This is a genomic window from Cupriavidus sp. 01L43 (assembly GCF_056399925.1).
Map to the genome: position 1 here is coordinate 94,574 of NZ_JBFTSH010000014.1, position 24,622 is coordinate 119,195.

Annotated in this window: 26 protein-coding genes; 18 read left to right on the plus strand and 8 right to left on the minus strand. The window is 68.1% G+C overall.

From position 1 onward, the window contains the following. The first annotated feature begins 37 nt into the window (after positions 1-37). From AC1DP9_RS21170 to AC1DP9_RS21190, 5 genes are all read left to right on the plus strand, one after another. Positions 38-337, plus strand: coding sequence for a type II toxin-antitoxin system RelE/ParE family toxin (locus tag AC1DP9_RS21170; RefSeq protein WP_092296686.1), 300 nt, complete (start codon positions 38-40; stop codon positions 335-337). Further along, complete coding sequence (locus AC1DP9_RS21175) at positions 334-681, plus strand: HigA family addiction module antitoxin (protein ID WP_092296689.1); 348 nt, start codon at positions 334-336, stop codon at positions 679-681. The genes AC1DP9_RS21170 and AC1DP9_RS21175 overlap by 4 nt, the downstream gene beginning before the upstream one ends. Before the next feature lie 142 nt (positions 682-823). Beyond that, a complete protein-coding gene (locus AC1DP9_RS21180) occupies positions 824-2,137 on the plus strand; it encodes a hemolysin family protein (protein WP_092296692.1) in 1,314 nt (437 codons plus the stop codon). Between the two features lie 353 nt (positions 2,138-2,490). Continuing rightward, on the plus strand, positions 2,491-3,813 hold the full coding sequence (locus AC1DP9_RS21185) for a GGDEF domain-containing protein (RefSeq protein ID WP_092296695.1): 1,323 nt from the start codon (positions 2,491-2,493) through the stop codon (positions 3,811-3,813). Between the two features lie 151 nt (positions 3,814-3,964). Beyond that, positions 3,965-4,096: an entericidin A/B family lipoprotein gene (locus AC1DP9_RS21190; RefSeq protein ID WP_092296698.1), complete on the plus strand. Its 132-nt coding sequence runs from the start codon at positions 3,965-3,967 to the stop codon at positions 4,094-4,096. A gap of 114 nt (positions 4,097-4,210) precedes the next feature. Here the strand turns inward: AC1DP9_RS21190 and AC1DP9_RS21195 are convergent, their stop codons facing one another. The 3 genes from AC1DP9_RS21195 to AC1DP9_RS21205 are packed head-to-tail and all read right to left on the minus strand — an operon-like array spanning position 4,211 to position 7,142. After that, on the minus strand, positions 4,211-4,852 hold the full coding sequence (locus AC1DP9_RS21195; protein ID WP_092296701.1) for a bifunctional 4-hydroxy-2-oxoglutarate aldolase/2-dehydro-3-deoxy-phosphogluconate aldolase: 642 nt from the start codon (positions 4,850-4,852) through the stop codon (positions 4,211-4,213). A gap of 58 nt (positions 4,853-4,910) precedes the next feature. Next, positions 4,911-5,846, minus strand: a complete 936-nt coding sequence (locus tag AC1DP9_RS21200; RefSeq protein ID WP_441593269.1) for a sugar kinase — start codon at positions 5,844-5,846, stop codon at positions 4,911-4,913. A gap of 15 nt (positions 5,847-5,861) precedes the next feature. Continuing rightward, the gene (locus tag AC1DP9_RS21205; protein WP_477108392.1) at positions 5,862-7,142 is read right to left on the minus strand and encodes an amino acid deaminase; all 1,281 of its coding nucleotides are present in this window, start codon (positions 7,140-7,142) and stop codon (positions 5,862-5,864) included. Between the two features lie 126 nt (positions 7,143-7,268). Between AC1DP9_RS21205 and AC1DP9_RS21210 the strand changes: the two genes are divergently transcribed. The 7 genes from AC1DP9_RS21210 (at position 7,269) to AC1DP9_RS21240 (ending at position 14,551) form a co-directional block, all read left to right on the plus strand. After that, a complete protein-coding gene (locus AC1DP9_RS21210; protein ID WP_441593273.1) occupies positions 7,269-8,171 on the plus strand; it encodes a MurR/RpiR family transcriptional regulator in 903 nt (300 codons plus the stop codon). Positions 8,172-8,173: 2 nt separating this feature from the next. Next, a complete protein-coding gene (locus AC1DP9_RS21215; protein WP_477108393.1) occupies positions 8,174-9,637 on the plus strand; it encodes an N-acyl-D-amino-acid deacylase family protein in 1,464 nt (487 codons plus the stop codon). Positions 9,638-9,669: 32 nt separating this feature from the next. Further along, positions 9,670-10,062 carry a RidA family protein gene (locus tag AC1DP9_RS21220; protein ID WP_092296716.1) on the plus strand — a complete coding sequence of 131 codons (393 nt, stop codon included), beginning with the start codon at positions 9,670-9,672 and terminating at the stop codon, positions 10,060-10,062. Between the two features lie 116 nt (positions 10,063-10,178). Further along, entirely contained in the window at positions 10,179-11,540 is a 1,362-nt protein-coding gene (locus tag AC1DP9_RS21225) for a GntP family permease (protein ID WP_092296719.1), read from the plus strand. Between the two features lie 126 nt (positions 11,541-11,666). Then, positions 11,667-12,848: an ABC transporter substrate-binding protein gene (locus AC1DP9_RS21230; protein WP_477108394.1), complete on the plus strand. Its 1,182-nt coding sequence runs from the start codon at positions 11,667-11,669 to the stop codon at positions 12,846-12,848. A 186-nt stretch (positions 12,849-13,034) separates the two neighbouring features. Further along, positions 13,035-14,234 (plus strand): PQQ-dependent sugar dehydrogenase, encoded by a 1,200-nt coding sequence (locus AC1DP9_RS21235; RefSeq protein WP_477108395.1) that lies wholly within the window; start codon positions 13,035-13,037, stop codon positions 14,232-14,234. Beyond that, positions 14,231-14,551 (plus strand): c-type cytochrome, encoded by a 321-nt coding sequence (locus AC1DP9_RS21240; RefSeq protein WP_477108396.1) that lies wholly within the window; start codon positions 14,231-14,233, stop codon positions 14,549-14,551. Before AC1DP9_RS21235 ends, AC1DP9_RS21240 begins: the two co-directional genes overlap by 4 nt. On the opposite strand, the gene AC1DP9_RS21245 is transcribed toward AC1DP9_RS21240, so the two are convergent. The 5 genes from AC1DP9_RS21245 to AC1DP9_RS21265 all read right to left on the minus strand — a co-directional run bounded on the left by AC1DP9_RS21245 (position 14,530) and on the right by AC1DP9_RS21265 (position 18,272). Beyond that, positions 14,530-14,817, minus strand: a complete 288-nt coding sequence (locus AC1DP9_RS21245; protein WP_143093916.1) for a hypothetical protein — start codon at positions 14,815-14,817, stop codon at positions 14,530-14,532. The two genes, AC1DP9_RS21240 and AC1DP9_RS21245, sit on opposite strands and share 22 nt — an antisense overlap. A 126-nt stretch (positions 14,818-14,943) precedes the next feature. After that, a complete protein-coding gene (locus AC1DP9_RS21250; RefSeq protein WP_477105489.1) occupies positions 14,944-15,648 on the minus strand; it encodes an ABC transporter ATP-binding protein in 705 nt (234 codons plus the stop codon). Beyond that, entirely contained in the window at positions 15,641-16,393 is a 753-nt protein-coding gene (locus tag AC1DP9_RS21255; RefSeq protein WP_092296737.1) for an ABC transporter ATP-binding protein, read from the minus strand. The genes AC1DP9_RS21250 and AC1DP9_RS21255 overlap by 8 nt, the downstream gene beginning before the upstream one ends. After that, positions 16,390-17,412, minus strand: a complete 1,023-nt coding sequence (locus AC1DP9_RS21260) for a branched-chain amino acid ABC transporter permease (RefSeq protein ID WP_477108397.1) — start codon at positions 17,410-17,412, stop codon at positions 16,390-16,392. The genes AC1DP9_RS21255 and AC1DP9_RS21260 overlap by 4 nt, the downstream gene beginning before the upstream one ends. Next, on the minus strand, positions 17,409-18,272 hold the full coding sequence (locus AC1DP9_RS21265; RefSeq protein WP_177219959.1) for a branched-chain amino acid ABC transporter permease: 864 nt from the start codon (positions 18,270-18,272) through the stop codon (positions 17,409-17,411). Before AC1DP9_RS21265 ends, AC1DP9_RS21260 begins: the two co-directional genes overlap by 4 nt. A gap of 167 nt (positions 18,273-18,439) precedes the next feature. Between AC1DP9_RS21265 and AC1DP9_RS21270 the strand changes: the two genes are divergently transcribed. The 6 genes from AC1DP9_RS21270 (at position 18,440) to AC1DP9_RS21295 (ending at position 24,616) form a co-directional block, all read left to right on the plus strand. Next, complete coding sequence (locus tag AC1DP9_RS21270; protein ID WP_477108398.1) at positions 18,440-19,384, plus strand: aldo/keto reductase; 945 nt, start codon at positions 18,440-18,442, stop codon at positions 19,382-19,384. A gap of 9 nt (positions 19,385-19,393) precedes the next feature. Continuing rightward, on the plus strand, positions 19,394-20,758 hold the full coding sequence (locus AC1DP9_RS21275) for an NTP/NDP exchange transporter (protein ID WP_477108399.1): 1,365 nt from the start codon (positions 19,394-19,396) through the stop codon (positions 20,756-20,758). Between the two features lie 99 nt (positions 20,759-20,857). Beyond that, entirely contained in the window at positions 20,858-21,964 is a 1,107-nt protein-coding gene (locus AC1DP9_RS21280; RefSeq protein ID WP_092296751.1) for an S-(hydroxymethyl)glutathione dehydrogenase/class III alcohol dehydrogenase, read from the plus strand. Positions 21,965-21,975: 11 nt separating this feature from the next. After that, the gene (gene fghA / locus AC1DP9_RS21285) at positions 21,976-22,824 is read left to right on the plus strand and encodes an S-formylglutathione hydrolase (RefSeq protein WP_092296873.1); all 849 of its coding nucleotides are present in this window, start codon (positions 21,976-21,978) and stop codon (positions 22,822-22,824) included. Between the two features lie 19 nt (positions 22,825-22,843). After that, positions 22,844-24,316 (plus strand): amidase, encoded by a 1,473-nt coding sequence (locus tag AC1DP9_RS21290; RefSeq protein ID WP_477108400.1) that lies wholly within the window; start codon positions 22,844-22,846, stop codon positions 24,314-24,316. A 51-nt stretch (positions 24,317-24,367) separates the two neighbouring features. Continuing rightward, complete coding sequence (locus AC1DP9_RS21295; RefSeq protein WP_454757879.1) at positions 24,368-24,616, plus strand: hypothetical protein; 249 nt, start codon at positions 24,368-24,370, stop codon at positions 24,614-24,616. Positions 24,617-24,622: the final 6 nt, after the last annotated feature.

Below are 24,622 nucleotides of genomic sequence, written 5' to 3' on the forward strand. Positions count from 1 at the left end.
TGGCCATTTAATGCAATACGTTATACCATCGACATCCATGATCCGGACGTTCGCCAATAAAGCCACGGCGGCCCTGTTTTGCGGCCGGTACGTCAACACCCTGCCACGGCATATTCAGGCCACGGCGTTCAGGAAACTCGGGCTGCTGGACGCGGCGGCATCGCTGGTCGACATGCAGGCCCCGCCGGCGAACCGGCTGGAACCCCTGCGTGGCGCGCGGCGGGGCCAATGGAGCATCCAGATTCACAACCAGTGGCGCATCTGCTTCCGTTTTCAGAACGGCGAAGCATGGGACGTCGACATTGCGGACTATCACCGACAACCGGAGCCAGCATGACCATCACGCGTGAAGACCTGCCGCGCCTCGATGCCAGGGACGTCGAAACGGGCGAGCCCCTCGCGCCGGTGCACCCGGGCGAGATCCTGCGCCAGGACTTCATGGCCCCGCACGGGCTCTCGGCCAATGCGCTGGCGATTGCCCTGCGCGTGCCCGCGCCGCGCATCAACGACGTCGTGCGCGGGCGCCGGGCCATCTCGCCCGAAACCGCGTTGCGGCTCGCGCGGTATTTCGGCACGACGCCACAGTTCTGGGCCAATCTCCAGGCGGCGTACGACCTGCGCATCGCCCAGGAGAAGGCTGGCGAGAAGATCGAGCGGGACATCCAGCCGCTGACGGCATGATCCGTGCTTGCGCTGCCGTGCAAGACCGTCCACCGGACGGGCCATTTTCTTGTGACGTGTGCGCCACCGCGCAGTAGTCCGGTCACATGCCGATGGTATGCTTTGACTTTTCAATTCCCGCGCGCGTAGGGCGCGCACCCTGATGGAAATAGCCATATTACTGGCGCTCATTCTGGTTAACGGCCTGTTCGCCATGTCCGAGATCGCACTCGTCACGGCCCGCAAGGCCCGGTTGCAGCGGCAGATCGAGAACGGCGACCGTGGCGCGATAGAGGCCGTCAAGCTCGGAGAGGACCCCACGCGGTTCCTGTCCACCGTCCAGATCGGCATTACTTCCATCGGCGTGCTGAACGGCGTGGTCGGGGAATCCACGCTGGCGGCGCCGCTCGGCGAATGGCTCGCGGGCCTGGGCCTGTCGCCGACGACCGCCGGCTATACCGCCACGGCCATCGTGGTGGCCGGCCTGACCTATTTCTCGATCGTCCTTGGCGAACTGGTGCCCAAGCGGCTCGGCCAGTTGGCGCCCGAGGCCATCGCGCGCGCGGTGGCGCGTCCGATCTCGTTCCTCGCTACGGCCTCCACACCATTCGTCAAGCTGCTGGGCGGCTCCACGCGCCTCGTGCTGCGGCTGCTCGGTGTCAAGACCGATCGCGGCCCGGCCGTGACCGAGGAAGAAATCCACGCGCTGCTGGTGGAAGGCTCGGAGGCAGGCGTCATCGAACGTCACGAGCACACGATGGTGCGCAACGTGTTCCGGCTCGATGATCGCCAGCTGGCCTCGCTGATGGTGCCGCGCGGCGATGTGGTCTACCTGGACGCCGGCCTCTCCGAAGAAGAGAACCTGCGCCGGATCGAGGAATCGGACCACTCGCGCTTCCCCGTGGTGCGGGGTGGCATGCACGACATTCTGGGCGTGGTCAGCGCGCGTCAGTTGCTGGCCCGCCGCCTCCGTGGCGAGCGTGCCGAACTGACCGCGGTGCTCCAGCCGGCCGTGTTCGTGCCGGAAAGCGTCACCGGCATGGAGCTGCTCGAGAACTTCCGTGCCTCCGGCGGCCAGATCGCCTTCGTGATCGACGAATACGGCGAGGTGCTGGGTCTGGTCACGCTGCAGGACCTGATCGAGGCGATTACCGGCGAGTTCAAGCCCGATGAGGCAGGTGGCGAGTGGGCCGTGCAGCGCGACGATGGCTCGTGGCTGCTGGACGGCATGATCCCGGTGCCGGAATTCAAGGACCGCCTGGGCCTGCGCGCCGTGCCCGAGGAAGACAAGGAGCGCTACCACACGCTGTCCGGCATGCTGCTCTTGCTGCTCGGCCGCCTGCCGCAGACCACCGACAGCGTGCAATGGGGCGACTGGAAGTTCGAGATCATCGACATGGACGGCAAGCGTATCGACAAGGTGCTGGCCTCCCAGGTGCCGCCCGAGGACGGCCCGGAGCCCGAAACCACCGGCTGACTGCCCTGCCCGCCTCACCCCGAAACGGACGCTTATGCGTCCGTTTTTTATTGCCCGCGCCCTAACGCGATTCCTGCTCACTGGTCAAGACGACTTTTGTAGCGACATGCGATTCGTTGTGCAGAATCAAACATCGCTGTTACGCACTGTGCACGTGGACCTAGCCGTTCTCCTAGTTCTACGCGGCTGCCGTATGATCTGCCTTGCAGCATCCGCAGTACCACGCAGTCGCTAACAAAATCGAGCGGCGCCAGCAGAGCGCCCCGAAAGATGGAATGCATGAACGGGAACGCAAAACGGGTATTGCCGGTGGCTGATGTCTGCCACGGCCTCTACGGCGCCGCGAGTCACTGATGAGCGCGGACACTCACGACACGCCACCAGCCATGGACGGCAACCGCGCGGCCCAGCCGGCGGTGTTCATTGCCGCGCTGGACGAACATCGCGCGCAGGTCGGCACGGCCCATCCTCTGGCCGTGCTGGTCATCCGCCTCGACCGCTTCCAGCATGCCTGCGACACCCTCGGTCCGGCGCGCGCCAATCTGCTGCGCGCAGAGGTCAAGTCGCGGGTGGCCAGCCTCGCCACCATGCCGGCCGTGATGCAATGGCTGGGCCCGGCCGATCTCGGCGTTGCCTGCCTGCTCCCCGAGGGCACGGACGACCCCGGCTGCCTGAGCATGACGATTGCAGCCGTGCTGGGCCGGCCCTATCTGGTCGATGGTTTCGAATTGTTTCTGTCGTGCAGCATCGGCGCGGCGATGGATCACCCCGACAGCGCCACCGAACGCAACCTGCAGCAGGCCTTCGACGCCATGCTGCAGATCAACCGGCGCGGCGGCGACGGCGTTGGCCGCGCCAGCCTCCCCACGCCCCCGCGCATGGCACCGCTGCTCGCCGCCCTGCCCCATGCCATCGCCCGGGGCGAACTGAGCCTGCATCTGCAGCCCCGCGCGTTACTTTCCACCGCCGAGATCGTCGCCTACACGGTGCGGCTGCGCTGGCAGCACGCGGTGCTGGGCCGCATTGCGCCGCACGACTTCCTGCCCGCCGTCGAGGCACTCGGCATGATGGACGAGATGGGGCAATGGATTCTTCAGCAACTGCTGCCCCTGATGCGGGCCACGGAGACCGTGGCGCCGGTGCCCTTCACGCTGCTGGCGTCAAGCTCGCAGTTGCAGTCGCCCGGCAGCATCGACATGCTGCGCCGGGCCGTCGAGGCCTACGGCGTGGGCCCCGGCCGGCTGTGTGTGGAGGTGCCGGTGAGCATCGTGCCGGACAGTCCGGAGACCGCCCACAAGGCTACGCTGCTGCATGACACCGGCATCGGCATGGCGCTCAGTGACTTCACCGACAACGCAGCAAGCCTGCGCGCACTGGAAATCACCCGGCCCGATGTGGTCACGCTCGATGCGCGCCATCTGGGGCACGCTACCCGCAGCGGCGACATCGCCGCCCACCTGCGCGCGGCGTGCGTGCTGGCCCACGCGCATGGCGTACCGGTCTGTGCCAAGGGCGTGGAGACGCGCACCCAGCTGGAGGCCGTGCGCGACTGGGGCTGCGACAGCGTCCAGGGCTATCTGCTCGCCCAGCCCTTCCCCGCGCACTGGCTGGCGCAGACCCACGCGGCCATCGTGGACCGCGCGCGGCAACTGCTCGGCCCCGGCCTTCGCCCTTGATCGGGCACGGTGCCGGAGGGCCTGTTTGTCAGCCGTTTGTAGCCGTTTGTCAGCGTTTTCCTACTTACAAATTGGCACACATCCTGCATCGAGATCGATTGGGGCGACGGTAGAATGTGCCCACTTCTCACTATCCCTAAAGGAGCCACTCGTGAAAAAAGGATGGATCTGGTGCGTACTGTGTGCCACCCTGCTGGCAGGTTGCAACACCATGGCCGGCGTCGGCCAGGACGTGCAGAAGGGCGGTCAGAAACTCGAGAACTCCGCTGAAAAGGCGAAGTAAACGTTCTCCAGCCGAGGCGCCGTAGCGGGCGCCCCGAGGACTAAAAAAGCCGACCGGGAATAATTCCCGGTCGGCTTTGTAGTTTTTACTCCCCGCTTTCCAGCGGTCGGGCGATCAGCCCTTGCAGAGCCGTGCGGCTTCCTCGGCCAGCTTGCGGATGCGGCCCCAGTCCTTGGCGGCCACGGCGTCCTTGGGCACGACCCACGAGCCGCCCACGCACACCACGTTCGGCAGCGCCAGGTAGTGCTGGGCCTTGATGAGGTCGATCCCGCCGGTCGGGCAGAACTTGAGCTGCGCCAGCGGCCCGTACAGCGACTTCAGCATCGGCACGCCGCCGGCTGCCTCGGCCGGGAAGAACTTCAGGAAGGTGAAGCCGGATTCCAGCGCCGCCATGGCCTCGCTGGCAGTCGCTACGCCCGGCAACAGCGTGATGCCCGCGCCTTGCGCGCCATCGGCCAGCTTGCGCGTCAGGCCGGGCGAGACCGCGAACTGGGCGCCGGCGTCGCGTACGGCGTGAAGCTGTTCCACGGTCAGCACCGTGCCGGCACCCACCACGGCCTGCGGCAGCGCCTTGGCCACGGCCTGGATGGCCTCCAGGGCGACCGGCGTGCGCAGCGTGATCTCCAGCAGCGGCAGGCCGCCGGCGACGAGCGCCTCGCTGACGTGCAGCGCGTCGTCCACCGAGTGGTATTCCAGCACCGGAATCACCGGCACATTGACGAGTCGTTCTAGCAGCGGGGAAGGTTGATTTGGCATGACAGTCCCGATGTTGGGTGGCAAATATGGGGGGCGAAGCACGCCCGTCTGGTTCCAGTCAGGCAATCACCGACACGGATTGTTCCAGGCGCGCCTGCACGGTATCGGCGCGCGGGATCGGCGCGACCGCGCCGTAGCCCGTAGTGGACAGCGCAGCCGCCACGTTGGCGTAGCGCGCGGCATCGAACGGATCCGCGCCCGCAGCCAGCCGGGCGATGAAGCTCCCGCCGAAGCAATCGCCCGCGCCGGTGGCGTCGAGCGGCCGCACCGGGTACGGCGGCACCAGCGAGCGCGCCTCGGGCGTGGCCACGTAGCTGCCCTCCTCGCCCAGCTTCAGCGCCACCAGCCCGATGCCGCAGCCGAGCAGGTAATCGACGATGGCATCGCGGTCGTCCAGCCCTGTGAGCACGGTAATGTCGTCCCAGCTCGGCAGGCAGACGTCGGTCAGCGAAAACGCCTCGCGCATGATGCCGCGCGCGCGGGCCAGCGACCACAGCCGCAGCCGCAGGTTGGTATCGAGCGACACCTGCGTGCCGCCCTTGCGCGCGTGCTCCATCGCGGCCAGCCCGGCGTCGCAGGCGCTGGTGCTGATGGCCAGGCTGATGCCGGACAGGTGCAGGAAGCGCGCCTGGGCAATCGCCGCCAGCGGCAGCTGGTCATGGTGGTAGCGGCTCGCGGCCGAGCCTTCGCGCAGATAGTCGAAACGGTGGCCGTGGCTGTCGTGCGAGACGAAATAGACGCCCGTGGGCGCCGCCGCATTCACGCTGACGTGCCGCGTATCCACGCGCTCGGTAGTCCAGAGGGCCAGCAGGCGCTCGCCGAAGCTGTCGGCGCCCACCGCGCTGATGTAGCCGGTGGTGGCGCCCTGCCGCGCGGCGGCGATGCAGAAGTTCGAGGTATCGCCGCCAAAGCCCTGCAGGTAGCGGCTGGCGTCGTCGGGCTGCTGGTTGAATTCCACCAGCGGCTCGCCGTAGGCAAGAATGTCGATGCTCATGTCGCAGGGTCTCCCTCAGAAGAACGTCTGCACGATGTCGATGACGCGCAACTGGCCGTCCAGCACGGGGATGTGCCGCCACTTGTCGAACGTCAGGCAGGGATGCGAGATGTCGAAGGCAATCATATCCCCGACGCGCACATCGTCGCCAGCCTGAATCTGCAAATAGGCATGCTGGTCCATCATGCCGGTCACCTGCCAGTGCGCCGGGGTGTCCACCGGGGCGTCCGTGCCGGGCCGGTACAGGCGCGCGGGAATCGGCATGCCGGCGTCGAACGCGGCATCGCGCTTGCCCATGCCGATGATCGCGCGCGTCGGCTCGGGAATCGACTGCACATAGGCCCAGAGCTGCAGCGCGGGCAGCAGCCCCTCGCGCATCTGCTGCGCCACGGGGTTGTTGGCCAGGATGCGCGTCTGCGCGGCACGGTAGATGCCCACGTCGTGGGTCAGGTAGCAGCCGGGACGCAGCACGATGTCGATGGGGGCGCCGATGTCGGTCCGCGAGAACTCCTCGGCCACCACGTCATACCAGGCCGAGCCCGCGCCCGACATGACCACTGGGCTGCGGCTGAAGCGGCCTTCGGCGGCCAGCTGACGCGTCACGGCCACAGTGCGCTGCAGGAAGGCGCGGATGTCGGCCTCCTGCTGGAGCACGCCTTCGTAGACTTCCACGCCGGCCAGCGCGAGCGCGTCGGGCCAGCGCGCCAGCGCGTCCATCACGGCCTGCTGCTGGGCGGCGTCACGCACGCCAGTACGGCCACCCTCCACGCCCAGTTCCACCAATACTTGCAGCTTCTGGCCGCGCGCACGGAAAAACGCGCCGAGCTGATCGACGAGATCCGCTGAATCGACGAGCGAGAAGAATTCGAAGGAAGGATCGCGCAGCAGGTCCGCCACGATCTCCATATTGCGGCGTCCAACCAGCTGGTTGGCCATCAGCACGCGTTTCACACCATGCGCGGCGGCGGCTGCGGTCTGGTGCGCGGTGGCCAGGGTGATGCCCCAGGCACCTTCCTGCAACTGTCGCGCGAACAGCTTGGGCGCCATGGTGGTCTTGCCATGCGGCGCCAGCTGCACCCCGTATTCACCCATGAAGCGGCGCATCCATGTGAGGTTGTGCGCGAGACGTTCCTCATAGAGCACAGCCGCGGGCAGGCTCAGGTCCTCCGACAACAGGTTCCAGCCGACCTGGCTGGCGTTTGCGGGGGCCAGCGGGGTGTCCATCCGGCCCAGCGCCTTGTTCAGCGGATCGATGATTCCGGCTTGGTATTCACCCTGATACTTTGTCTCACGCATGCTGACATCACCCCGCAAAAATTCTGATTGACGTAATCATAGCCTTGAAACTACGATATTTCATCCTTGTTATAAAGTAACATGCGTCGCCCGACAGCCCTGCCGGGGGACGCGCATCCGCCCGCCATGACCGCGCCTTTCGACATCCTGACCCGCATTGCCGAACGTGGCCCCGCGCTGCGTCTGGCCGAGCAGAAGGTCGCCCAGGTGATCCTGGAAGACCTGGCCGGCGCGGCGGCGGCCAGCATCAATGAACTGGCGCGCAAGGCGGCGGTGAGCGAGGCCAGTGTCACGCGCTTCGCCAAGGCCATCGGCTGCCGCGATGTGCGCGACCTGAAGCTGCGGCTGGCCCAGGCCACCGCGGTGGGCTCGCGCTTCCTGCAGCCGGTGCCGCTGGCGGAGCCCGGGGCGCCCGCCTCGCTGGCAGAAAGCATTCACGCCGATGTCATCAATACGCTGGAAGTCAATCGCAAGCTGATCGACCCGGAACGCATCGGCATTGCCGCGCGGCTGTTACTGGACGCGCGCATGGTCTACGCTTTTGGCATGGGTGGCGGCTCGACGTTCATGGCCGACGAGGCGCGCTACCGGCTGGCCCGGCTCGGCCACCCCGTGGCCTCGTATCAGGACGCGGTCCTCCAGAAGATGGTGGCAGCCACGCTGACCCGCGACGACGTGGTCCTGGCGTTCTCGGCGAGCGGCAACATGCCCGAGATGCTGGCCAGCTGCGACATCGCGCGCGAGTACGGCGCCCGGCTGATCGCTGTGACGGCGCTCGGTTCGCCGCTGGCGGCGCGTGCCGATGTGCTGCTGCCCGTGCGCTCGCTGGAGACGGATTTCATCTTCAAGCCATCGGCCTCGCGCTACGCGATGCTGCTGGTGCTCGACGTGCTCGCCACGCGCCTGGCCCTGCTGACGCAGGAACAGAGTGCCGAGAAGCTGCGCCGCCTCAAATACGTGCTCGACGCCCACCGCGGCGTGAGCCAGGACAGCGACGGGCCGGACAGCCGCCAGCCGCTGGGAGACTGACCATGCCACACCTGTTCGACACCCTGATCCGCCTCGTGAGCCTGATCGACGGCTCGGGCGCCGCGCCCCGGCTGGCCGACGTGGGCATCCGCGACGGCCGCATCACGCGCATCGACGCCCCCGGCGCCATCGACCCGGACACCGCCTCCCACGTGGTGGAAGGCCACGGGATGGTGCTCTCGCCCGGCTTTATCGACGTCCACACGCACGACGACACCAACGTGGTCCGCCAGCCCGAGATGACGCCGAAGATCTCGCAGGGTGTGACGACGGTGATCGTCGGCAACTGCGGTATCAGCGCGGCGCCGGTCACGCTGGCGGGCGATCCGCCCGATCCGATGAACCTGCTGGGCCGCGCCGAGGCGTTTCGCTACCCGAGCTTCCAGGCCTATGTCGAGGCCGTCAACGCGGCGCAGCCGGCCGTCAATGTGGCCGCGCTGGTCGGCCACACGGCCCTGCGCAGCAACCATATGGACCGGCTCGACCGCGCCGCCACCCCCGACGAGACCGCCGCGATGCGCGCCCAGTTGGAGGAAGCCCTGGCCCACGGTGCGCTGGGCCTCTCCACCGGGCTGGCCTACGCCAACGCCTTCTGCGCGCCGACCGAGGAAGTCCTCGCCCTGGCCGAGCCGCTCGCGGACGCCGGCGCGCTCTACGCCACCCACCTGCGCAGCGAGTTCGCCGAGATCCTCGATGCCATGGACGAAGCCTTCCGCATCGGCCGCCATGCGCGCGTGCCGGTGGTCATCTCGCACCTGAAATGCGCCGGCGTGCCCAACTGGGGCCGCAGCGGCGAGGTGCTGGACGCGCTGGAAGGCGCCCAGCGCTGGCAGCCGGTGGGCTGCGACTGCTATCCGTACACGGCCAGCTCGTCCACGCTGGACCTCAAGCAGGTGACCAGCGATTTCGACATCCAGGTCACGTGGTCGGAATCGCATCCGGCCATGGGCGGCCGCCTGCTGGCCGACATCGCCGCCGAGTGGAATGTCGATTTGGAGGAAGCCGCGCGGCGACTGCAACCGGCCGGCGCGGTCTACCACTGCATGGAAGATGCCGATGTGGACCGCATCCTGCGCCATCCGGCCACGGTGGTCGGCTCCGACGGCCTGCCCAATGACCCGCTGCCGCACCCTCGTCTCTGGGGCGCGTTTCCGCGCGTGCTGGGCCACTACGCGCGCGACCGCGAGCTATTTCCGCTGAGTGTGGCCGTCAACAAGATGACCGGCCTCTCCGCCGAGCGCTTCGGGCTGACCGGGCGCGGCTTCGTGCGCGAAGGCTACTGGGCCGACCTGGTCCTGTTCGACGCCGCCACGATCCGGGACGCCGCCAGCTTCACCGACCCCATGCAGCCCGCCGAGGGCATCGCGGCGGTCTGGGTCAACGGCGAGCTGTCGTGGCAGCAGCGCGAGGCCACCGGCGTGCGCGCCGGCCGCTTCCTGCCGCGCGGCCCCCGCGCCACGGCCTGATCCCTTTCATCATTCAGTAGACAGGAGTTTTCATGGACATCAAGCGTTTCGGCGTGGAAGGCGGCACGGGCCAGGGCGGTTCGCACATGCCGTTCGCCCGCGCGGTAGCCGCCGACGGCTGGCTCTACGTATCCGGCCAGGTGCCGATGGTGGGCGGCGAGGTGATCGACGGCGGCATCGTGGCGCAGAGCCACCAGGCCATCAAGAACGTGCTGGCGATCCTGGCCGAGGCCGGCTACGGCCCCGAGCACGTGGTGCGCTGCGGCGTCTGGCTGGACGACGCCCGCGACTTCACCTCGTTCAACAAGATCTTCAAGGAATACTTCGGCGCCAACCCGCCGGCCCGCGCCTGCGTGCAGTCCAGCATGGTGGTGGACTGCAAGGTCGAAGTGGACTGCATTGCCTACAAGAAAACCGCGGCATAAGCCCGCACGGTGAGCCAACCGATTTATCAACCCGGCCGCTAAGCCCCACAGGAATAGCGGCCTTTTCATAGCGGAAGCGGACCGTCCTCCGGACGGCACCCGCGCAAGGAGACAATATGGGTGCCGTAACAGGAACCACACTCCTGGTTTATGCGCTGATCGCCGTGATCGCGCTGGTCATACTGATCGCCAGGTTCAAGCTCAACCCTTTCATCACGCTGGTGATAGTGTCCGTCGCGCTCGGCTTTGCCGTGGGCATGCCGATGGGCGACATCATCAAGTCGTTCGAGGCCGGCGTGGGCGGCACGCTGGGCCACATCGCGCTGGTGATCGGGCTGGGCACCATGCTCGGCAAGATGATGGCCGAGTCGGGCGGCGCCGAGCGCATCGCGCTGACGCTGATCGACTTCTTCGGCGAGAAGAACGTGCACTGGGCCATGGTGACCATCGCGTTCATCGTCGGCCTGCCGGTGTTCTTCGAAGTCGGCTTCGTGCTGCTGGTGCCGATCGCCTTCAACGTGGCCAAGCGCACCGGTACCTCGATGGTGCTGGTGGGCATTCCGATGGTGGCCGGCCTGTCCGTGGTGCACGGGCTGATCCCGCCCCACCCGGCTGCGCTGCTGGCCGTGACGGCCTATGGCGCCGACATCGGCAAGACCATCATGTACGCGCTGATCGTGGGCGTGCCCACGGCCGCCATCGCCGGCCCGCTGTTCGCCAAGCTGATGGACCGCTACGTGAAGCTGCCCGATGTGAACCCGCTGGCCGCGCAGTTCACCGAGGAAGACGAGGGCGTCAAGGCCACGCACGCCCTGCCGAGCTTCGGCATCACGGTGTTCACCATCCTGCTGCCGGTGATGCTGATGCTGATCGGTAGCTGGGCCGACCTGTTCACCACGCCGAAGACCTTCGCCAACGACTTCCTGAAGCTGATCGGCAACTCGGTGATGGCGCTGCTGATCGCCGCACTGGTGAGCTTCTACACCTTCGGCAAGGCACGCGGCTTCAGCCGCGAGATGATCCTGAAGTTCACCAACGAGTGCGTGGCCCCCACGGCCATCATCACGCTGGTGGTGGGCGCCGGCGGCGGCTTTGGCCGCATCCTGCGCGACTCGGGCATCTCCACGTCCATCGTGGACGTGGCGACCAGCGCCCACGTGTCCGTGCTGGTGCTGGGCTGGCTGGTGGCGGTGATGATCCGTATCGCCACGGGCTCGGCCACGGTGGCCATGACCACGGCCGCCGGCATCGTCGCCCCGATCGCCGCCAGCGTGCCGGGCACCCGCCCGGAACTGCTGGTGCTCTCCACGGGCGCCGGATCGCTGATCCTCTCGCACGTGAACGACGGCGGCTTCTGGCTGGTGAAGGAGTACTTCAACATGTCCGTGGCGCAGACGTTCAAGACCTGGTCGGTCTGCGAAACCATCATCTCGGTGGTGGCGCTGGGCCTGACGCTGGCCCTGGCAACGGTGGTCTGAGCCTTGGTTTTCCCCCTCTCCCGCCTGCGGGAGGGGGAGCGAAACACGGGATTGCGCACAGCCGCCCTCCCCCCTACACTCCCGTTCGATGCGGTCGCCTAGTACCGCACTTTTCGGGAGACTTCGATGACCTTCACCCCGCTGCGGCGCGCCGTCCTGGCGTGCGGCGCCCTCGCCGTCCTGGCATTCCCCGCTTCCAGCTTTGCCGCCGACCCGGTCAAGATCGGGCTGATCGCCCCGTTCTCGGGCAGCTTTGCCGACTACGGCAAGCAGATGGAAGGCGGCGTCAAGGCGTGGCAGAAGCTCCACGGCGACACCGTGGGCGGCCGCAAGATTGAAGTCATCCTCAAGGACACCACCGGCCCGGTGCCGGACGTGGCCAAGCGCCTGGCCCAGGAACTGGTGGTGCGCGACAAGGTGGACATCCTGGCCGGCTTCGGCCTCACGCCCGAGGCGCTGGCCGTGGCGCCCATCGCCGAGCAGGCGAAAAAGCCGATGGTGATCTTCAACGCGGCTTCCTCCGTCATCACCACCAAGTCGAACTACATCGCACGGGTGTCGATGACGCTGCCGCAGATCTCGGCGCCGATGGCGACCTGGGCGGTGCGCAACAACATCCGCAAGGTGGTCACGCTGGTGGCGGACTACGCGCCCGGCATCGACGCCGAAACCGCGTTCAAGACCAACTTCCTGGGCGGCGGCGGGCAGATTATCGAGTCGATCCGCGTGCCGCTGCGCAACCCCGAGTTCGCGCCCTTCATCCAGCGCATCAAGGACGCCAAGCCGGAGGCCGTGTTCCTGTTCCTGCCCGCCGGCGAGCAAGGCGTGGCCTTCATGAAGGGCTTCCGGGAGCGCGGCCTGGCCGCCGCCGGCATCCGCGTGATTGCCACCGGCGACCTGACCGACGACCACGTGCTGCCCGCCATGGGCGACGCCACGCTGGGCGTGATCACCTCGTTCCACTACTCCGCCGCCCATGATTCGAAGGAAAACAAGGCGTTCCTGAAGGCGTTTGCCGAGGCCAACCCGGGCGCCGGCCGGCCCAACTTCATGGCCGTGGCCGCCTTCGACGGCATGGCCGCCATCTACGAGGCCCTGAAGAAAACCAACGGCGTCACGGACGGCGACAAGTTCCTGGCGGCGCTGAAGGGCATGAAGATCCAGAGCCCGCGCGGCGCCATCACCATCGACCCGGCCACGCGCGACGTGGTGCAGACCGTCTACATCCGCAAGGTGGAAAAGGTCAACGGGGAGCTCTACAACGTCGAGTTCGACAAATTCGACGGGGTGAAGGACTCCGGCAAGTAAGCCTGCCCGGCGGCGGCCGTCCTGAAAATCTTTTATTGCGTCGTCAAGAAAGTGCATCACGCGGGTTCCGATTCTTGACCTAAGCTGTTTGATGCACACAAGAAGAACTCCGGAGACGACAAAATGATCAGGACTGCCATATCCTCCGCGGCCGCCGCCGCGATGTTCCTGGCCTTGGCACCCGCCATGGCCGCCCCCGACAACCTCCAGAAGCTCCAGAGCTTCAAGCCGACCGGCACCGCCACGCCGGAAACCGTGCCGCAGACCGGCACGCGCGCCGACGCCATCCGCGACAACCTCAAGACGATCAAGCTGCCGCAGGGCTTCAAGATCGAGCTGTACGCGGTGGTGCCCGAGGCCCGCCACATGGCGGTGGAGCCGTCCACGGGCGTGGTCTTCGTCGGCACGCGCAAGACCAAGGTCTGGCAGGTGACGGACCGCAACAAGCGCCGCGTGGCGGACGACGTGGTGCAGTTCGCCAGTTCCGTCGCCTTCAAGGTGCCCAATGGCGTCTGTTTCTCCCCCGACGGCATCCTCTACGTGGCCGAGCAGAACCGCGTGCTGGCGTTCCCGGCCGCCCAGTTCTTCGGCGAGGGCGGCCCCGACGTGGCCGTCGGCGTGGTCGTGCCGCAGGGCAAGCTGGTCCCGACCGAGTTCGAGAGCTTCAACCACGGCGCGCGCGCCTGCCGCATCGGCCCGGACAAGAAGCTCTACGTGGCGCTCGGCCAGCCGTGGAACGTGCCGCCCAAGGACAAGCTGGCCACCCTCGACAAGAACGGCGTCGGCGGCATTATCCGGATCGACCAGGACGGCAAGAATCGCGAGGTCTATGCCCATGGCGTGCGTAACTCCGTGGGCCTGGACTTCAGCCCGGTCGACAAGATGCTCTGGTTCACCGACAACCAGGTGGACGGCATGGGCGACGACCAGCCCCCCGGCGAACTGAACCGGGCCACCAAGGGCGGCCAGAACTTCGGCTTCCCGTGGTACGGCGGCGGCAAGGTCCGCACGGTCGAGTACAAGGACGCCAAGCCGCCGGCAGACGCCGTCTTCCCGGTGGTGGAGTACGCCGCCCACGCGGCCGACCTCGGCATGTCGTTCTATACCGGCAAGATGTTCCCGGCCAAGTACCAGAACGGCGTGTTCGCGGCCGAGCATGGCTCCTGGAACCGCACCAAGCCGATTGGCGCCCGCATCGTGTACACGCCGGTCAACGCCGACGGCTCGGTCGGCGCCACCGAGGTCTTCGCCGAAGGCTGGCTGACGGCCAACGGCGAGTACATGGGCCGCCCGGTGGACGTGCAGCAGTTGCAGGACGGCTCGCTGCTGGTGTCCGACGACTACGCCGGGGCGATCTACCGCATCTCCTACGCGGGGGCCAAGTGACGCGACACGGTTCGCTGACAATCGCCGCCTGGCTGGGGATGGCAATGGCCGTGGCCGGGGCTCCTGCCCTGGCCGCAGACGCCCAGGCCGGCAAGGCCAAGGCATTGCAGTGCCAGGCCTGCCATGGCCTGGACGGCAAGTCGAAGCTGCCCGAGGCGCCGCACCTGGCCGGCCAGAACGAGACCTACCTCGTGAAGGCGCTCAAGGACTACAAGACCGGTGCGCGCAAGGACGAGATGATGAACCTGATGGCCAAGCCGCTGACCGACAAGGACATCGCCAACCTCGCGGCGTTCTACAGCGGCTTGAAGCCGTGACCGGAGCGTTCCTTCGGCGGCGATAGCACCGAGATGGCTGACGCCGCCTCGCGCCGGATCAGCCGGATGATCAGCGCGGCGCCGGCATTGCCGAAGTCCGGCGAGGCCGCGTTATCCAGCGCCGCCGACATCACCCCGAGCGCTTCCTGAATGCGCTCCAGTTGCCGCAGGGCCGGGGCCGACGGCGCCATCGGCCCGGGGAACCCCGGGGTGCCGAGCATGCCGGGTGTAATGGATGTCCGGGAAGACGGTTTCGGTTTGTGCATGGCGATCTCCTGCTGTCTGAGCGGATGATGTCGATCCATGCATTCTGGGAATGAAGCGCGCCCAGAGATATGAGACGTTTCTGAAAAGCAATCAGACTCGTCTTATGCCGTCACCTACGCCACCACCTACGCCGCCACGCTCACCAGCCGATCCAGCAGGGCACGATCCGCGAGCAGCCCGGCGCTCTCGCCGGCGTGCACCACGCGCCCCCGGTCGAGCACCATCGCGCGCTGCGTCATCGCCAGCGCCAGCCGGGCGTGCTGTTCCACCACGATCACCGCCATGCCGCTGTCCGCGATCAGCCCGGCAATCACTCGCCGCAGCTCCTGCACGATGATCGGCGCCAGCCCTTCCATCGGCTCATCGAGCAGCAGCAGTGAAGGATTGACCATCAGCGCGCGCGCCATCGCCAGCATCTGCTGTTCCCCGCCCGACAACTGGTTGCCGAGGTTCTTCCGGCGCTCCTCGAGCCTCGGAAAGACCTGAAAAACGCGGGGGATGTCCCACGGCCCGGGGCGCGCCACGGCGCTCAGGTGTTCGGCCACGGTCAGCGACGGAAACACCCAGCGCTCCTGCGGCACCCAGCCGATGCCACCTTGCGCGCGCCGGTGCGGCGGCACGCGGGCGAGGTCGCGCCCCTGCCAGTGCAGGCGCCCGCCGCGCAGCCGCGTGAAGCCCATCAGCGTAGCCAGCAGCGTGGTCTTGCCCACGCCGTTGCGGCCCAGCAGCGCCAGGCTGTCGCCGGCGGAGAGCGTCAGGTCGATGCCGTCCAGCACCAGCGCGTCGCCATAGCCCGCGCTGACGCCCTCCATCCGCAGCAGTTCAGTCATGGGCGGCCTCCCCCAGATACACCTCGCGCACGCGCGGGTCGGCGGCAATCTCGGCCGGTGTGCCCTCGGTCAACACGCGGCCCGCCACCAGCACCGTGATGCGCTCGGCGAAGCGGAACACCAGATCCATGTCGTGCTCGATAAAGACGATGGTGATGTCGCGCGGCAGCCCGGCGATGACCGCGAACAGCTCCGCGCTCTCGCCCGTGGGAATGCCGGCGGCGGGTTCGTCCAGCAGCAGGATCGACGGCCGCGTGGCCAGCGCCAGCGCCATCTCCAGCAGCCGCTGCTTGCCGTAGGGCAGCTGGCGGGTCTCGACGTCGGCATCGGCGTCCAGCCGCAGCATGGCCAGCACCGCCATGGCTTCGTCGACGAGGGGCGTCTGGGAAGCCACCGTGCGCGCCCAGATGCGTGCGGCCCCGGTGCGCTCGGCCACCGCCAGCACGACGGATTCGAGCACCGTCAGGCCCGGAAACAGCGTGTTGATCTGGAACGTACGGGTCATGCCCAGCCGCACGCGCGCATGTTGGGGCAGCGCCGTGATATCGCGGTCGCCCAGCCAGATCCGCCCTGCCGACGGCGGCAGCGCCCCGGTCAGCAGGTTGATGAAGGTGGTCTTGCCGGCGCCGTTCGGCCCGATCAGCGCGTGGCGCGCGCCCGGTGCGAAACTGAGCGAGATGTCGCTATTGGCGGCGAAGGCGCCCCAGGACTTGCCGAGCCCTGCCGTGCGGAGCGTGGCCGTCATGATGCTTCCCCCCGGCCGCGCCGCAGCCGGCCCGCAATGGCGCTGGCCGCGCCCATCACCCCACCCTTGGCGAACAGCACCATCAGCACCAGCAGCAGGCCGATCCAGAACTGCCAGTAGACCGGGTTGATGCCCGCCAGCACGTCCTGCGCGATCATGAACAGCGCCGCGCCGACCAGCGCGCCGTAGAGCCGGCCCGTGCCGCCGAGCACCAGCATGACCAGCAGCTCGGCCGATCGCGGGAAGCCCAGCACATCGAGCCCGACGAACTGCGTGGTCTGGGCCAGCAGGCCGCCGGCCACCCCGGCCACCGCCGCCGACACCGCGAACACCGCCCCGAGCCGGCGCGGCACGTTGGCGCCCAGCGCCGGCATGCGCCGCACGCCCTCGCGCACGCCGCGCAGCGACAGCCCGAACGGCGACGCCACGATCCGGCGCACCGCCACGAACAGCAGGAAGGTCACCACGAGGCTATATAGATAGGCCGTCTTGCCGAACAGGTCGAATTCGAACAGCCCGAGCACCTTGCCCATGGTCACGCCGGACAGCCCATCGACCCCGCCGGTCAGGAAAGCGGCCTTGTTGGCGGCCTCGAACAGCATCAGGCCGATGCCGAGCGTGACCATCAGCCGGGTCAGGTCGCCGCCGCGCACCACCAGGAAGCTGCACAGCCAGCCCGCCAGCCCGGCCACGGCGCCGGCGGCCAGCAGGCCGGAAATCGGCTCGCCCCAGCCGTGCGCGCCGAGCAGGCCCGCCGTATAGGCGCCCAGCCCGAAGAAGGCCGCGTGGCCGAGCGAGACGATGCCGGCATAGCCGAGGATCAGGTCCAGCGACAGCGCGAACAGGCCGGTAATCAGGATCTGGCTGCCGAGGATCAGGTAGTCGGGCAGAAGGAAGAACACCGCCACCGGGGCGAGCCAGAAGATGATTTCGGCCGGATGCCAGCGGCCATCGGGCAGGCGGTGGCGCTGGGCCGCCGCCGGCTGGACGGCTTGATCGGTACGCAGGACGGATTTCATGCGCGCCTCCCGAACAGGCCGGCCGGGAAGGCCACCAGCAGCACGACCATCATCGCGTAGATCACGAACGCGCCCACCGCCGGCACGTAGTACTTGCCGGCTACGTCCGCCACCCCAAGCACGATCGCCGCGAGCAGCGAGCCGCGGATGGAGCCGGCRCCGCCCACGGCCACTACCAGCAGGAAATACACCATGTATTTGAGCGGGAAGGCGGGATCGAGCCCGAGCACGTCGATGCCCAGTCCGCCGCCAAGGCCGGCCAGTCCCGAGCCGAGCGCGAACGTCAGGCTGAACACCCGCTCCACGTTGATGCCGAGACCGCGCGCGGCCTGCTGGTGATCGACGGCAGCCCGTACCTGCGCCCCGAAGCGCGTGCGCGCCACCAGCCACCCCAGCGCCAGCGTGATCACCACCACCACGCCGATCAGGAACAGCCGATAGGCGCCCAGGTCGATCCCGGCCACCTGCACCTGCCCGATCAGGAACTCGGGCAGCGCCACCGGCTGCTGGCCGGGGCCGAACAGCCACGTGGCGCCGGCCATCGCCATGAAGGTCAGGCCGATGGAAAACAGCACCTGGTCGAGGTGGCTGGCCCGGTACAGGCGCCGATAGAGCGTGCGCTCGAGCAGCCAGCCCACCGCCGCCGCGCCCAGGAAGGCCAGCGGCAGCGCCGCCAGGAACGGCACGCCGGCGCGGTTCATCAGCACCACGGCCACATAGCCGCCGAGCATGGCAAAGGCGCCATGGGCCAGGTTGACGAAGTTCATCAGCCCCATGGTCACGGACAGGCCAATGCTGATCAGGAACAGCAGGCTGCCGTACGCCAGGCCGTCGAACAGCACGCCAAGGAAACTCGCGATCACCGGGGTCGTCCTCCGTTTTCAGGGTTGCCGCCGGATTGTTCAGTGTGCGCCGCTTTTTTGCAATCGGGCCCCACCCGCCCGTGCCCGATGTTGGCCTGTTGTCTGGTTTACATCGCCCCGGCCACGCGCTAACGTCCTGAAACCCGACCGCGAGGGACATTGCCATGCCGATCGACCGCCGCACCTTCCTGGGACTTTCCGCCGCGCTGGCCGCCTTGCCGGCCACCCCTGCCCTGGCCGCCGCTCATGCAGCCGCTCATGCAGCCGCTCATGCCGCCACCATGGAGGCGCCGATGCGGCGCAAGATCCCGGGCACCAACGTGCAGTTGCCGGTCATCGGCATGGGCACGGCCGATACCTTCAACGTGGGCGCCGGCGCTGACGAACGCACCCCGCTCACCGAGGTCATGGCGCTGTTGCTGCAGCGCATTCCCGGCGCCGTGGTGGACACCGCGCCCAGCTACGGCAGCGCGGAAGCCGTCACCGGCGACCTCCTGCAAGCCGCCAAGGCCCGCCAGCGGGTGTTCCTGGCGACCAAGGTCTCTACCAGCGTGGCGCAGGTGCCGGCGCAGTTCGCCCGGTCACTGTCCGATCTCCACGTCGACAGCGTGGATTTGCTGCAGGTGCATAACCTGATCGACTGGCAGAACAACCTGCGCTGGCTGCGCCAGCAGAAGGAAGCCGGCAAGACCCGCTATATCGGCATCACCCACTATCGGGAAGACTCGCACGACGCCCTGGCGCAGATCCTGCGGCAGGAAAAGATGGATTTCCTCCAGATCAACTACTCGCTGGGCGAGCGCAACGCCGAGAAGACGCTGCTGCCGCTGTGCGAGGAGCGCGGCGTGGCGGTGCTGGTCAACCGGCCGTTCCAGGATGGGCGGCTATTCAGCGCGGTGAAGGGCAAGCCGGTGCCCGACTGGGCCGGCGAGGTGGACTGCACCACCTGGGGACAGCTGTTCCTGAAGTTCGTGGTCAGCCACCCGGCGGTGACGGCGGCCATCCCGGCCACCTCCAAGCCGCGCAATATGGCCGACAACCTCGGCGCGGCGTTCGGCCGCATGCCCGATACGCGCGAGCGGGCCCGCATCGCCGCCGCGCTGGCCTGAGCGCCGGCCATGACTACGCCCCCGCCCCTGCCCCAGCCTGACGCGGCCCGTCCGCTGCAACGCGGCCTCGGCATGCGCCCCGGCGAAGCCCCCGCCGTGGTGGCGGGCTTCCTGTTCTTCTTCTGCCTGTTCGCCAGCTACTTCATGCTGCGCCCCGTGCGCGAGACCATGGGCATCGCCGGCGGCGTGCAGAACCTGCAATGGCTGTTCACCGCCACCTTCGTGGTGATGCTGGTGGCCATCCCGTTCTACGGCGCCTGCTGCAAGTGGCTGCCCCGTCGACGCTTCGTGCCGTGGGTCTACGCATTCTTCATCGCCAACCTGCTTGGCTTTGCCTTTGCCACGCGGGCGATGCCGGACAACGTGTGGCTGGCGCGCGTGTTCTATGTCTGGCTCTCGGTCTTCAACCTGTTCGTGGTGTCGGTGGCGTGGAGCCTGATGGCCGACGTGTTCCGTCCCGATCAGGCCAAGCGGCTGTTCGCGCTGCTGGCGGCGGGCGCCAGCGCCGGCGGGCTGGCGGGTCCGCTGCTGGGCGGCTGGCTGGTGGGAAGCATCGGGCTGACGGGGCTGATGGTGCTGTCGGCGGCGCTGCTGGCCGCCACGCTGCCCGGCGTGGGTTTCCTGTTCGGCTGGCGGCGCCGCTCGGGGGCAGGGATGGCCGGCGTGGGCAGCACGGGTGCGGGGCAGGACCCGGCCGAGCCGGTCGGTGGCGGGCTGTGGGCGGGGCTGGTGCTCGTGGCGCGCTCGCGCTACCTGCTCGGCATCAGCGTGTTCGTGATCCTGCTCGCCACGGCGAGCACCTTCCTGTACTTCGAGCAGGCCAAGCTGGTGGCCGCCGCGTATCCGTCGCGCGCGCAGCAGACACAGGTCTTCAGCGCGCTCGATGCCACGGTGCAGGCGCTGACCATCGTGATCCAGCTGTTCTTTTCGGGCCGCGTGGCGCGGCGCTACGGCGTGACCGCGCTGCTGACCGGCGTGCCTGTGCTGGTGACCCTCGGCTTCCTGGCGCTGGCGGTCTGGCCGACCTTCGCGGTGCTGGCCGGCGCGATGATCGTGCGGCGCGTGGGCGAGTACGCGCTGCTGCGCCCCGGGCGCGAGATGCTGTTCACCGTGGTGGACCCGGAAACCAAGTACAAGGCCAAGAACGTCATCGACACGGCGGTGTATCGCGCGGGCGACGCGGTGAGCGCCTGGGTGCGCACCGCCATCGACGCCATCTCCGGCCATCCCGCCTCCGTGGCGCTGGCCGGCGCGGTGCTGGCCATCGCGTGGGCCTGGCTGGGCTGGTGGCTGGGTCGGCGGCACGAAGGCCAGCTGACACCCGCCGGGGAGGCACCCACTGTGCTCGCGCGCGGCGCGCCGGGCGGCCGATAATCGAGCATCCGTCTGGCCGCGCGCCGCCGATGGCCGTATAGTCGTGGCCTGTTCGCGCGCCACGCGCGCCGCCCCCACACGCTTGCCTAGGAGCCCCCCATGAAGACCAAAGCCGCCATCGCCTGGAAAGCCGGCGCCCCGCTGACCATCGAAGATGTCGACCTGGACGGCCCGCGCGCCGGCGAGGTGCTCGTGGAAATCAAGGCCACCGGCATCTGCCATACCGACTACTACACGCTCTCGGGCGCCGATCCGGAAGGCATCTTCCCGGCCATCCTGGGCCATGAGGGCGCCGGCATCGTCACCGACGTCGGCCCCGGCGTGACCTCGCTCAAGCCGGGCGACCACGTGATTCCCCTCTACACGCCGGAATGCCGCCAGTGCAAGTTCTGCCTGTCGCGCAAGACCAACCTCTGCCAGGCCATCCGCGCCACGCAGGGCAAGGGGCTGATGCCGGATGGCACTTCGCGCTTCTCGATCGACGGCAAGCCGATCTTCCACTACATGGGCACGTCCACCTTCGCCAACCACATCGTGGTGCCGGAGATCGCGCTGGCCAAGATCCGCCCGGATGCCCCGTTCGACAAGGTCTGCTACATCGGCTGCGGCGTGACGACCGGCGTGGGCGCCGTGCTGTTCACGGCCAAGGTGGAAGCCGGTGCCAACGTAGTGGTGTTTGGCCTCGGCGGCATCGGCCTGAACGTGATCCAGGCGGCCAAGATGGTCGGCGCTGACAAGATCATCGGCGTGGACCTGAACCCGGGCCGCGAGGCGATGGCGCGCAAGTTCGGCATGACCCACTTCGTCAACCCCAAGGACGTGCCGAACGTGGTGGACCACATCGTCCAGCTCACCGACGGCGGCGCCGACTACTCGTTCGAGTGCATCGGCAACACGCAGGTCATGCGCCAGGCGCTGGAGTGCTGCCACAAGGGCTGGGGCAAGTCGATCATCATCGGCGTGGCGGAAGCCGGCGCGGAGATCTCGACGCGCCCGTTCCAGCTGGTGACGGGCCGTGAGTGGAAGGGTTCGGCATTCGGCGGCGCACGCGGGCGCACGGACGTGCCGAAGATCGTCGACTGGTACATGGAAGGCAAGCTCAACATCGACGACCTGATCACCCACACGCTGCCGCTGGAGCGCATCAACGAAGGCTTCGACCTGATGAAGCGCGGCGAATCGATCCGCTCGGTGGTGCTGTACTGATGCAGACCGACCTGGAACTGCTCGCCGAGCACGGCTGCCATGGCGGCGTGCAGCGCTTCTACCGGCACCACTCGGCCGCTATCGGGCTGCCGATGCGGTTCTCGGTGTTCCTGCCGAAGGAAGCGCTGGGCACGGGCACCACGCGCGTGCCGGCGCTGTTCTATCTGGCCGGGCTGACCTGCACCGAGGAAACGTTCCCGATCAAGGCCGACGCCCAGCGCTACGCCGCCGAGCACGGCATGATGCTGATCTCGCCCGATACCAGCCCGCGCGGCGCCAACGCGCCGGGCGAGGCCGATTCGTGGGACTTCGGCGTGGGGGCGGGGTTCTACGTGGATGCCGTCGAGGCGCCGTGGCACATGCACTGGCATATGGAGAGCTACGTGGCGAGCGAGCTGTTCGCCATCGCCACCACGGAATTGCCCGGCGATGCCGCGCGCGTGGGCATCTTCGGCCATTCGATGGGCGGCCACGGGGCGCTGGTGCTGGCGCAGCGCTATCCGCACCGTTTCCGCTCGGTGTCCGCCTTCGCGCCGATTGCCGCGCCGATGAAATGCCCGTGGGGCATCAAGGCCTTCAGCGGCTACCTCGGCAACGATCCGGTGCGCTGGGCCGAGCACGACGCCAGCGAACTGATGACCGGGCAGGACGCGCCGCCCTTCCCCGCCGGCATCCTGATCGACCAGGGTCTGGCCGACCGCTTCCTCGAGGAGCAACTGCATCCGGAAGCGTTCGAGGCCGCCTGCAAGGTCGCCGGCCAGCCGCTGACGCTGCGACGGCACGCCGGCTACGACCACGGCTACTACTTCATCCAGACGTTCATGGCCGACCATATCCGGCATCACGCCGCCCAACTCTGACGCTGACACCGAGCCCGCCATGCCTTACGCCGCCGATCCCATCGTCATGCTGTCCGCGCGGGCGCTGTCGCAGGCCATCCACGGGGGCGAGGTGTCGTGCCGGCAGGTCATGGCCGCCTACCTGGCCCATATCGCGCAGGTCAATCCGGGCAGCAACGCCATCGTGGCCATGCGCGACGAAGCGGCGCTGATGGCCGAGGCCGCCGCCGCCGACGAGGCGCTGGCGGCGGGCCGCTCCGCAGGCTGGATGCACGGCATGCCGCAGGCGCCCAAGGATTTGGCGATGACGCGCGGCATCCGCACGACGTTCGGCTCGCCGATCTACAAGGACAATGTGCCGACGATCGATGCCATCGTGGTCGAGCGCGCGCGGCGCGCCGGGGCGATCCTGATCGGCAAGACCAACACGCCCGAGTTCGGGCTGGGCTCGCAGACGTTCAACCCGGTGTACGGCGCCACGCTGAATCCCTACGATGCCACGCGCACGGCGGGCGGCAGCAGTGGCGGCGCGGCGGCGGCACTGGCGCTGCGTATGCTGCCCGTGGCGGATGGCAGCGACTTCGGCGGCTCGCTGCGCAACCCGGCCGGCTACTGCAACGTATTCGGCTTCCGGCCCTCGGCGGGCCGCGTGCCCTACGGCCCCACGCCGGAACTGTTCCTGTCGCAGCTCGGTTGCGAAGGGCCGATGGCACGCACGGTGGCGGACCTTGCCCTGCTGCTGGCCACGCAGGCCGGCCCCGACGCGCGCACCCCGCAGGCGCTTCCAGCCGACCCGGTGCTGGCCTCGCTCACGCCCGCGAACGTCACGGACGTGCTGCGCGCCGACCTGAACGGCAAGCGCGTGGCGTGGCTGGGCGACTGGGGCGGCTACCTGCCGATGGAAGACGGCATCCTGCCGCTGTGCGAGCAGGCGCTGCGCTTCTTCCCGGATTTCGGCGTCAGCGTGGAAGCTATCGGCGCCCCTTATCCGCCCGAGAAAATCTGGCAGACCTGGCTGACCCATCGCCATTTCCTCGTCGGCAACGCCCGCATGACGCTCTACCGCAACCCGGCCACGCGCGCGCAGCTGAAGCCAGAGGCCATCTGGGAGATCGAAGGCGCGCTGAACCAGACCGCCAGCGACCTCTACACCGCCAGCACGGAGCGCTCGGCCTGGTACAACGCGCTGCAACGCACCTTCGCCACGTTCGACTACGTGGCGGTGCCCACGGCGCAGGTGTTCCCGTTCGATGTGAAGCAGCCGTGGCCGACATCGATCGCCGGCCGGCAGATGGATACCTATCACCGCTGGATGGAGGTGGTGGTGGCGTGGACGCTGTCTGGCTCGCCAGTCATCAGCGTGCCGGTGGGGTTCAATGCGGAGGGGTTGCCGATGGGCATGCAGCTGATTGGCCGCCCGCGCGACGACCTGGCCGTGCTGCAACTCGCCGCCGCCTATGAGCAGGCGCGCGACTGGGTGGGCAGCCGGCTGCCGCCAGCCATTGCAGACTGATCGCGGTGCACTATCCTGAAGGCTCCCCATCCCCGTATGAAGGAGCCTGCCATGGGCACTTCACGTCACATCGCCCTGGCGCTGGGCCTGCTCTTCGCGAGCGGTGCCGCGCTGGCGCATAACTGTCCCAATGAGATGAAGGCCATCGACGCGAAACTGGCGACCAAGCCGGCGCTGTCGCAGGCCGACATGACCAAGGTCCAGAAGCTGCGCGCCGACGGCGAAGCGCAGCACAAGGCCGGCGATCACGACGCCTCGATGAAGTCGCTCGGCGAGGCGAAGAAGCTTCTGGGAATCTGAACCCGA

What these genes read in the sequence shown, in the direction of transcription:
- AC1DP9_RS21250 (WP_477105489.1), bottom strand. Translation starts at nt 15,648, where the DNA reads ATGACTGAACTGCTGCGGATGGAGGGCGTCAGCGCGGGCTATGGCGAC.
- AC1DP9_RS21235 (WP_477108395.1), top strand. Translation starts at nt 13,035, where the DNA reads ATGGCCGCCCCCGACAACCTCCAGAAGCTCCAGAGCTTCAAGCCGACC.
- AC1DP9_RS21220 (WP_092296716.1), top strand. Translation starts at nt 9,670, where the DNA reads ATGGACATCAAGCGTTTCGGCGTGGAAGGCGGCACGGGCCAGGGCGGT.
- AC1DP9_RS21280 (WP_092296751.1), top strand. Translation starts at nt 20,858, where the DNA reads ATGAAGACCAAAGCCGCCATCGCCTGGAAAGCCGGCGCCCCGCTGACC.
- AC1DP9_RS21195 (WP_092296701.1), bottom strand. Translation starts at nt 4,852, where the DNA reads ATGCCAAATCAACCTTCCCCGCTGCTAGAACGACTCGTCAATGTGCCG.
- AC1DP9_RS21210 (WP_441593273.1), top strand. Translation starts at nt 7,269, where the DNA reads ATGACCGCGCCTTTCGACATCCTGACCCGCATTGCCGAACGTGGCCCC.
- AC1DP9_RS21175 (WP_092296689.1), top strand. Translation starts at nt 334, where the DNA reads ATGACCATCACGCGTGAAGACCTGCCGCGCCTCGATGCCAGGGACGTC.
- AC1DP9_RS21215 (WP_477108393.1), top strand. Translation starts at nt 8,174, where the DNA reads ATGCCACACCTGTTCGACACCCTGATCCGCCTCGTGAGCCTGATCGAC.
- AC1DP9_RS21245 (WP_143093916.1), bottom strand. Translation starts at nt 14,817, where the DNA reads ATGCACAAACCGAAACCGTCTTCCCGGACATCCATTACACCCGGCATG.
- AC1DP9_RS21275 (WP_477108399.1), top strand. Translation starts at nt 19,394, where the DNA reads ATGACTACGCCCCCGCCCCTGCCCCAGCCTGACGCGGCCCGTCCGCTG.
- AC1DP9_RS21260 (WP_477108397.1), bottom strand. Translation starts at nt 17,412, where the DNA reads ATGAAATCCGTCCTGCGTACCGATCAAGCCGTCCAGCCGGCGGCGGCC.
- AC1DP9_RS21270 (WP_477108398.1), top strand. Translation starts at nt 18,440, where the DNA reads ATGCCGATCGACCGCCGCACCTTCCTGGGACTTTCCGCCGCGCTGGCC.
- AC1DP9_RS21230 (WP_477108394.1), top strand. Translation starts at nt 11,667, where the DNA reads ATGACCTTCACCCCGCTGCGGCGCGCCGTCCTGGCGTGCGGCGCCCTC.
- AC1DP9_RS21185 (WP_092296695.1), top strand. Translation starts at nt 2,491, where the DNA reads ATGAGCGCGGACACTCACGACACGCCACCAGCCATGGACGGCAACCGC.
- AC1DP9_RS21205 (WP_477108392.1), bottom strand. Translation starts at nt 7,142, where the DNA reads ATGCGTGAGACAAAGTATCAGGGTGAATACCAAGCCGGAATCATCGAT.
- AC1DP9_RS21170 (WP_092296686.1), top strand. Translation starts at nt 38, where the DNA reads ATGATCCGGACGTTCGCCAATAAAGCCACGGCGGCCCTGTTTTGCGGC.
- AC1DP9_RS21255 (WP_092296737.1), bottom strand. Translation starts at nt 16,393, where the DNA reads ATGACGGCCACGCTCCGCACGGCAGGGCTCGGCAAGTCCTGGGGCGCC.
- AC1DP9_RS21225 (WP_092296719.1), top strand. Translation starts at nt 10,179, where the DNA reads ATGGGTGCCGTAACAGGAACCACACTCCTGGTTTATGCGCTGATCGCC.
- AC1DP9_RS21290 (WP_477108400.1), top strand. Translation starts at nt 22,844, where the DNA reads ATGCCTTACGCCGCCGATCCCATCGTCATGCTGTCCGCGCGGGCGCTG.
- AC1DP9_RS21180 (WP_092296692.1), top strand. Translation starts at nt 824, where the DNA reads ATGGAAATAGCCATATTACTGGCGCTCATTCTGGTTAACGGCCTGTTC.
- AC1DP9_RS21200 (WP_441593269.1), bottom strand. Translation starts at nt 5,846, where the DNA reads ATGAGCATCGACATTCTTGCCTACGGCGAGCCGCTGGTGGAATTCAAC.
- AC1DP9_RS21295 (WP_454757879.1), top strand. Translation starts at nt 24,368, where the DNA reads ATGGGCACTTCACGTCACATCGCCCTGGCGCTGGGCCTGCTCTTCGCG.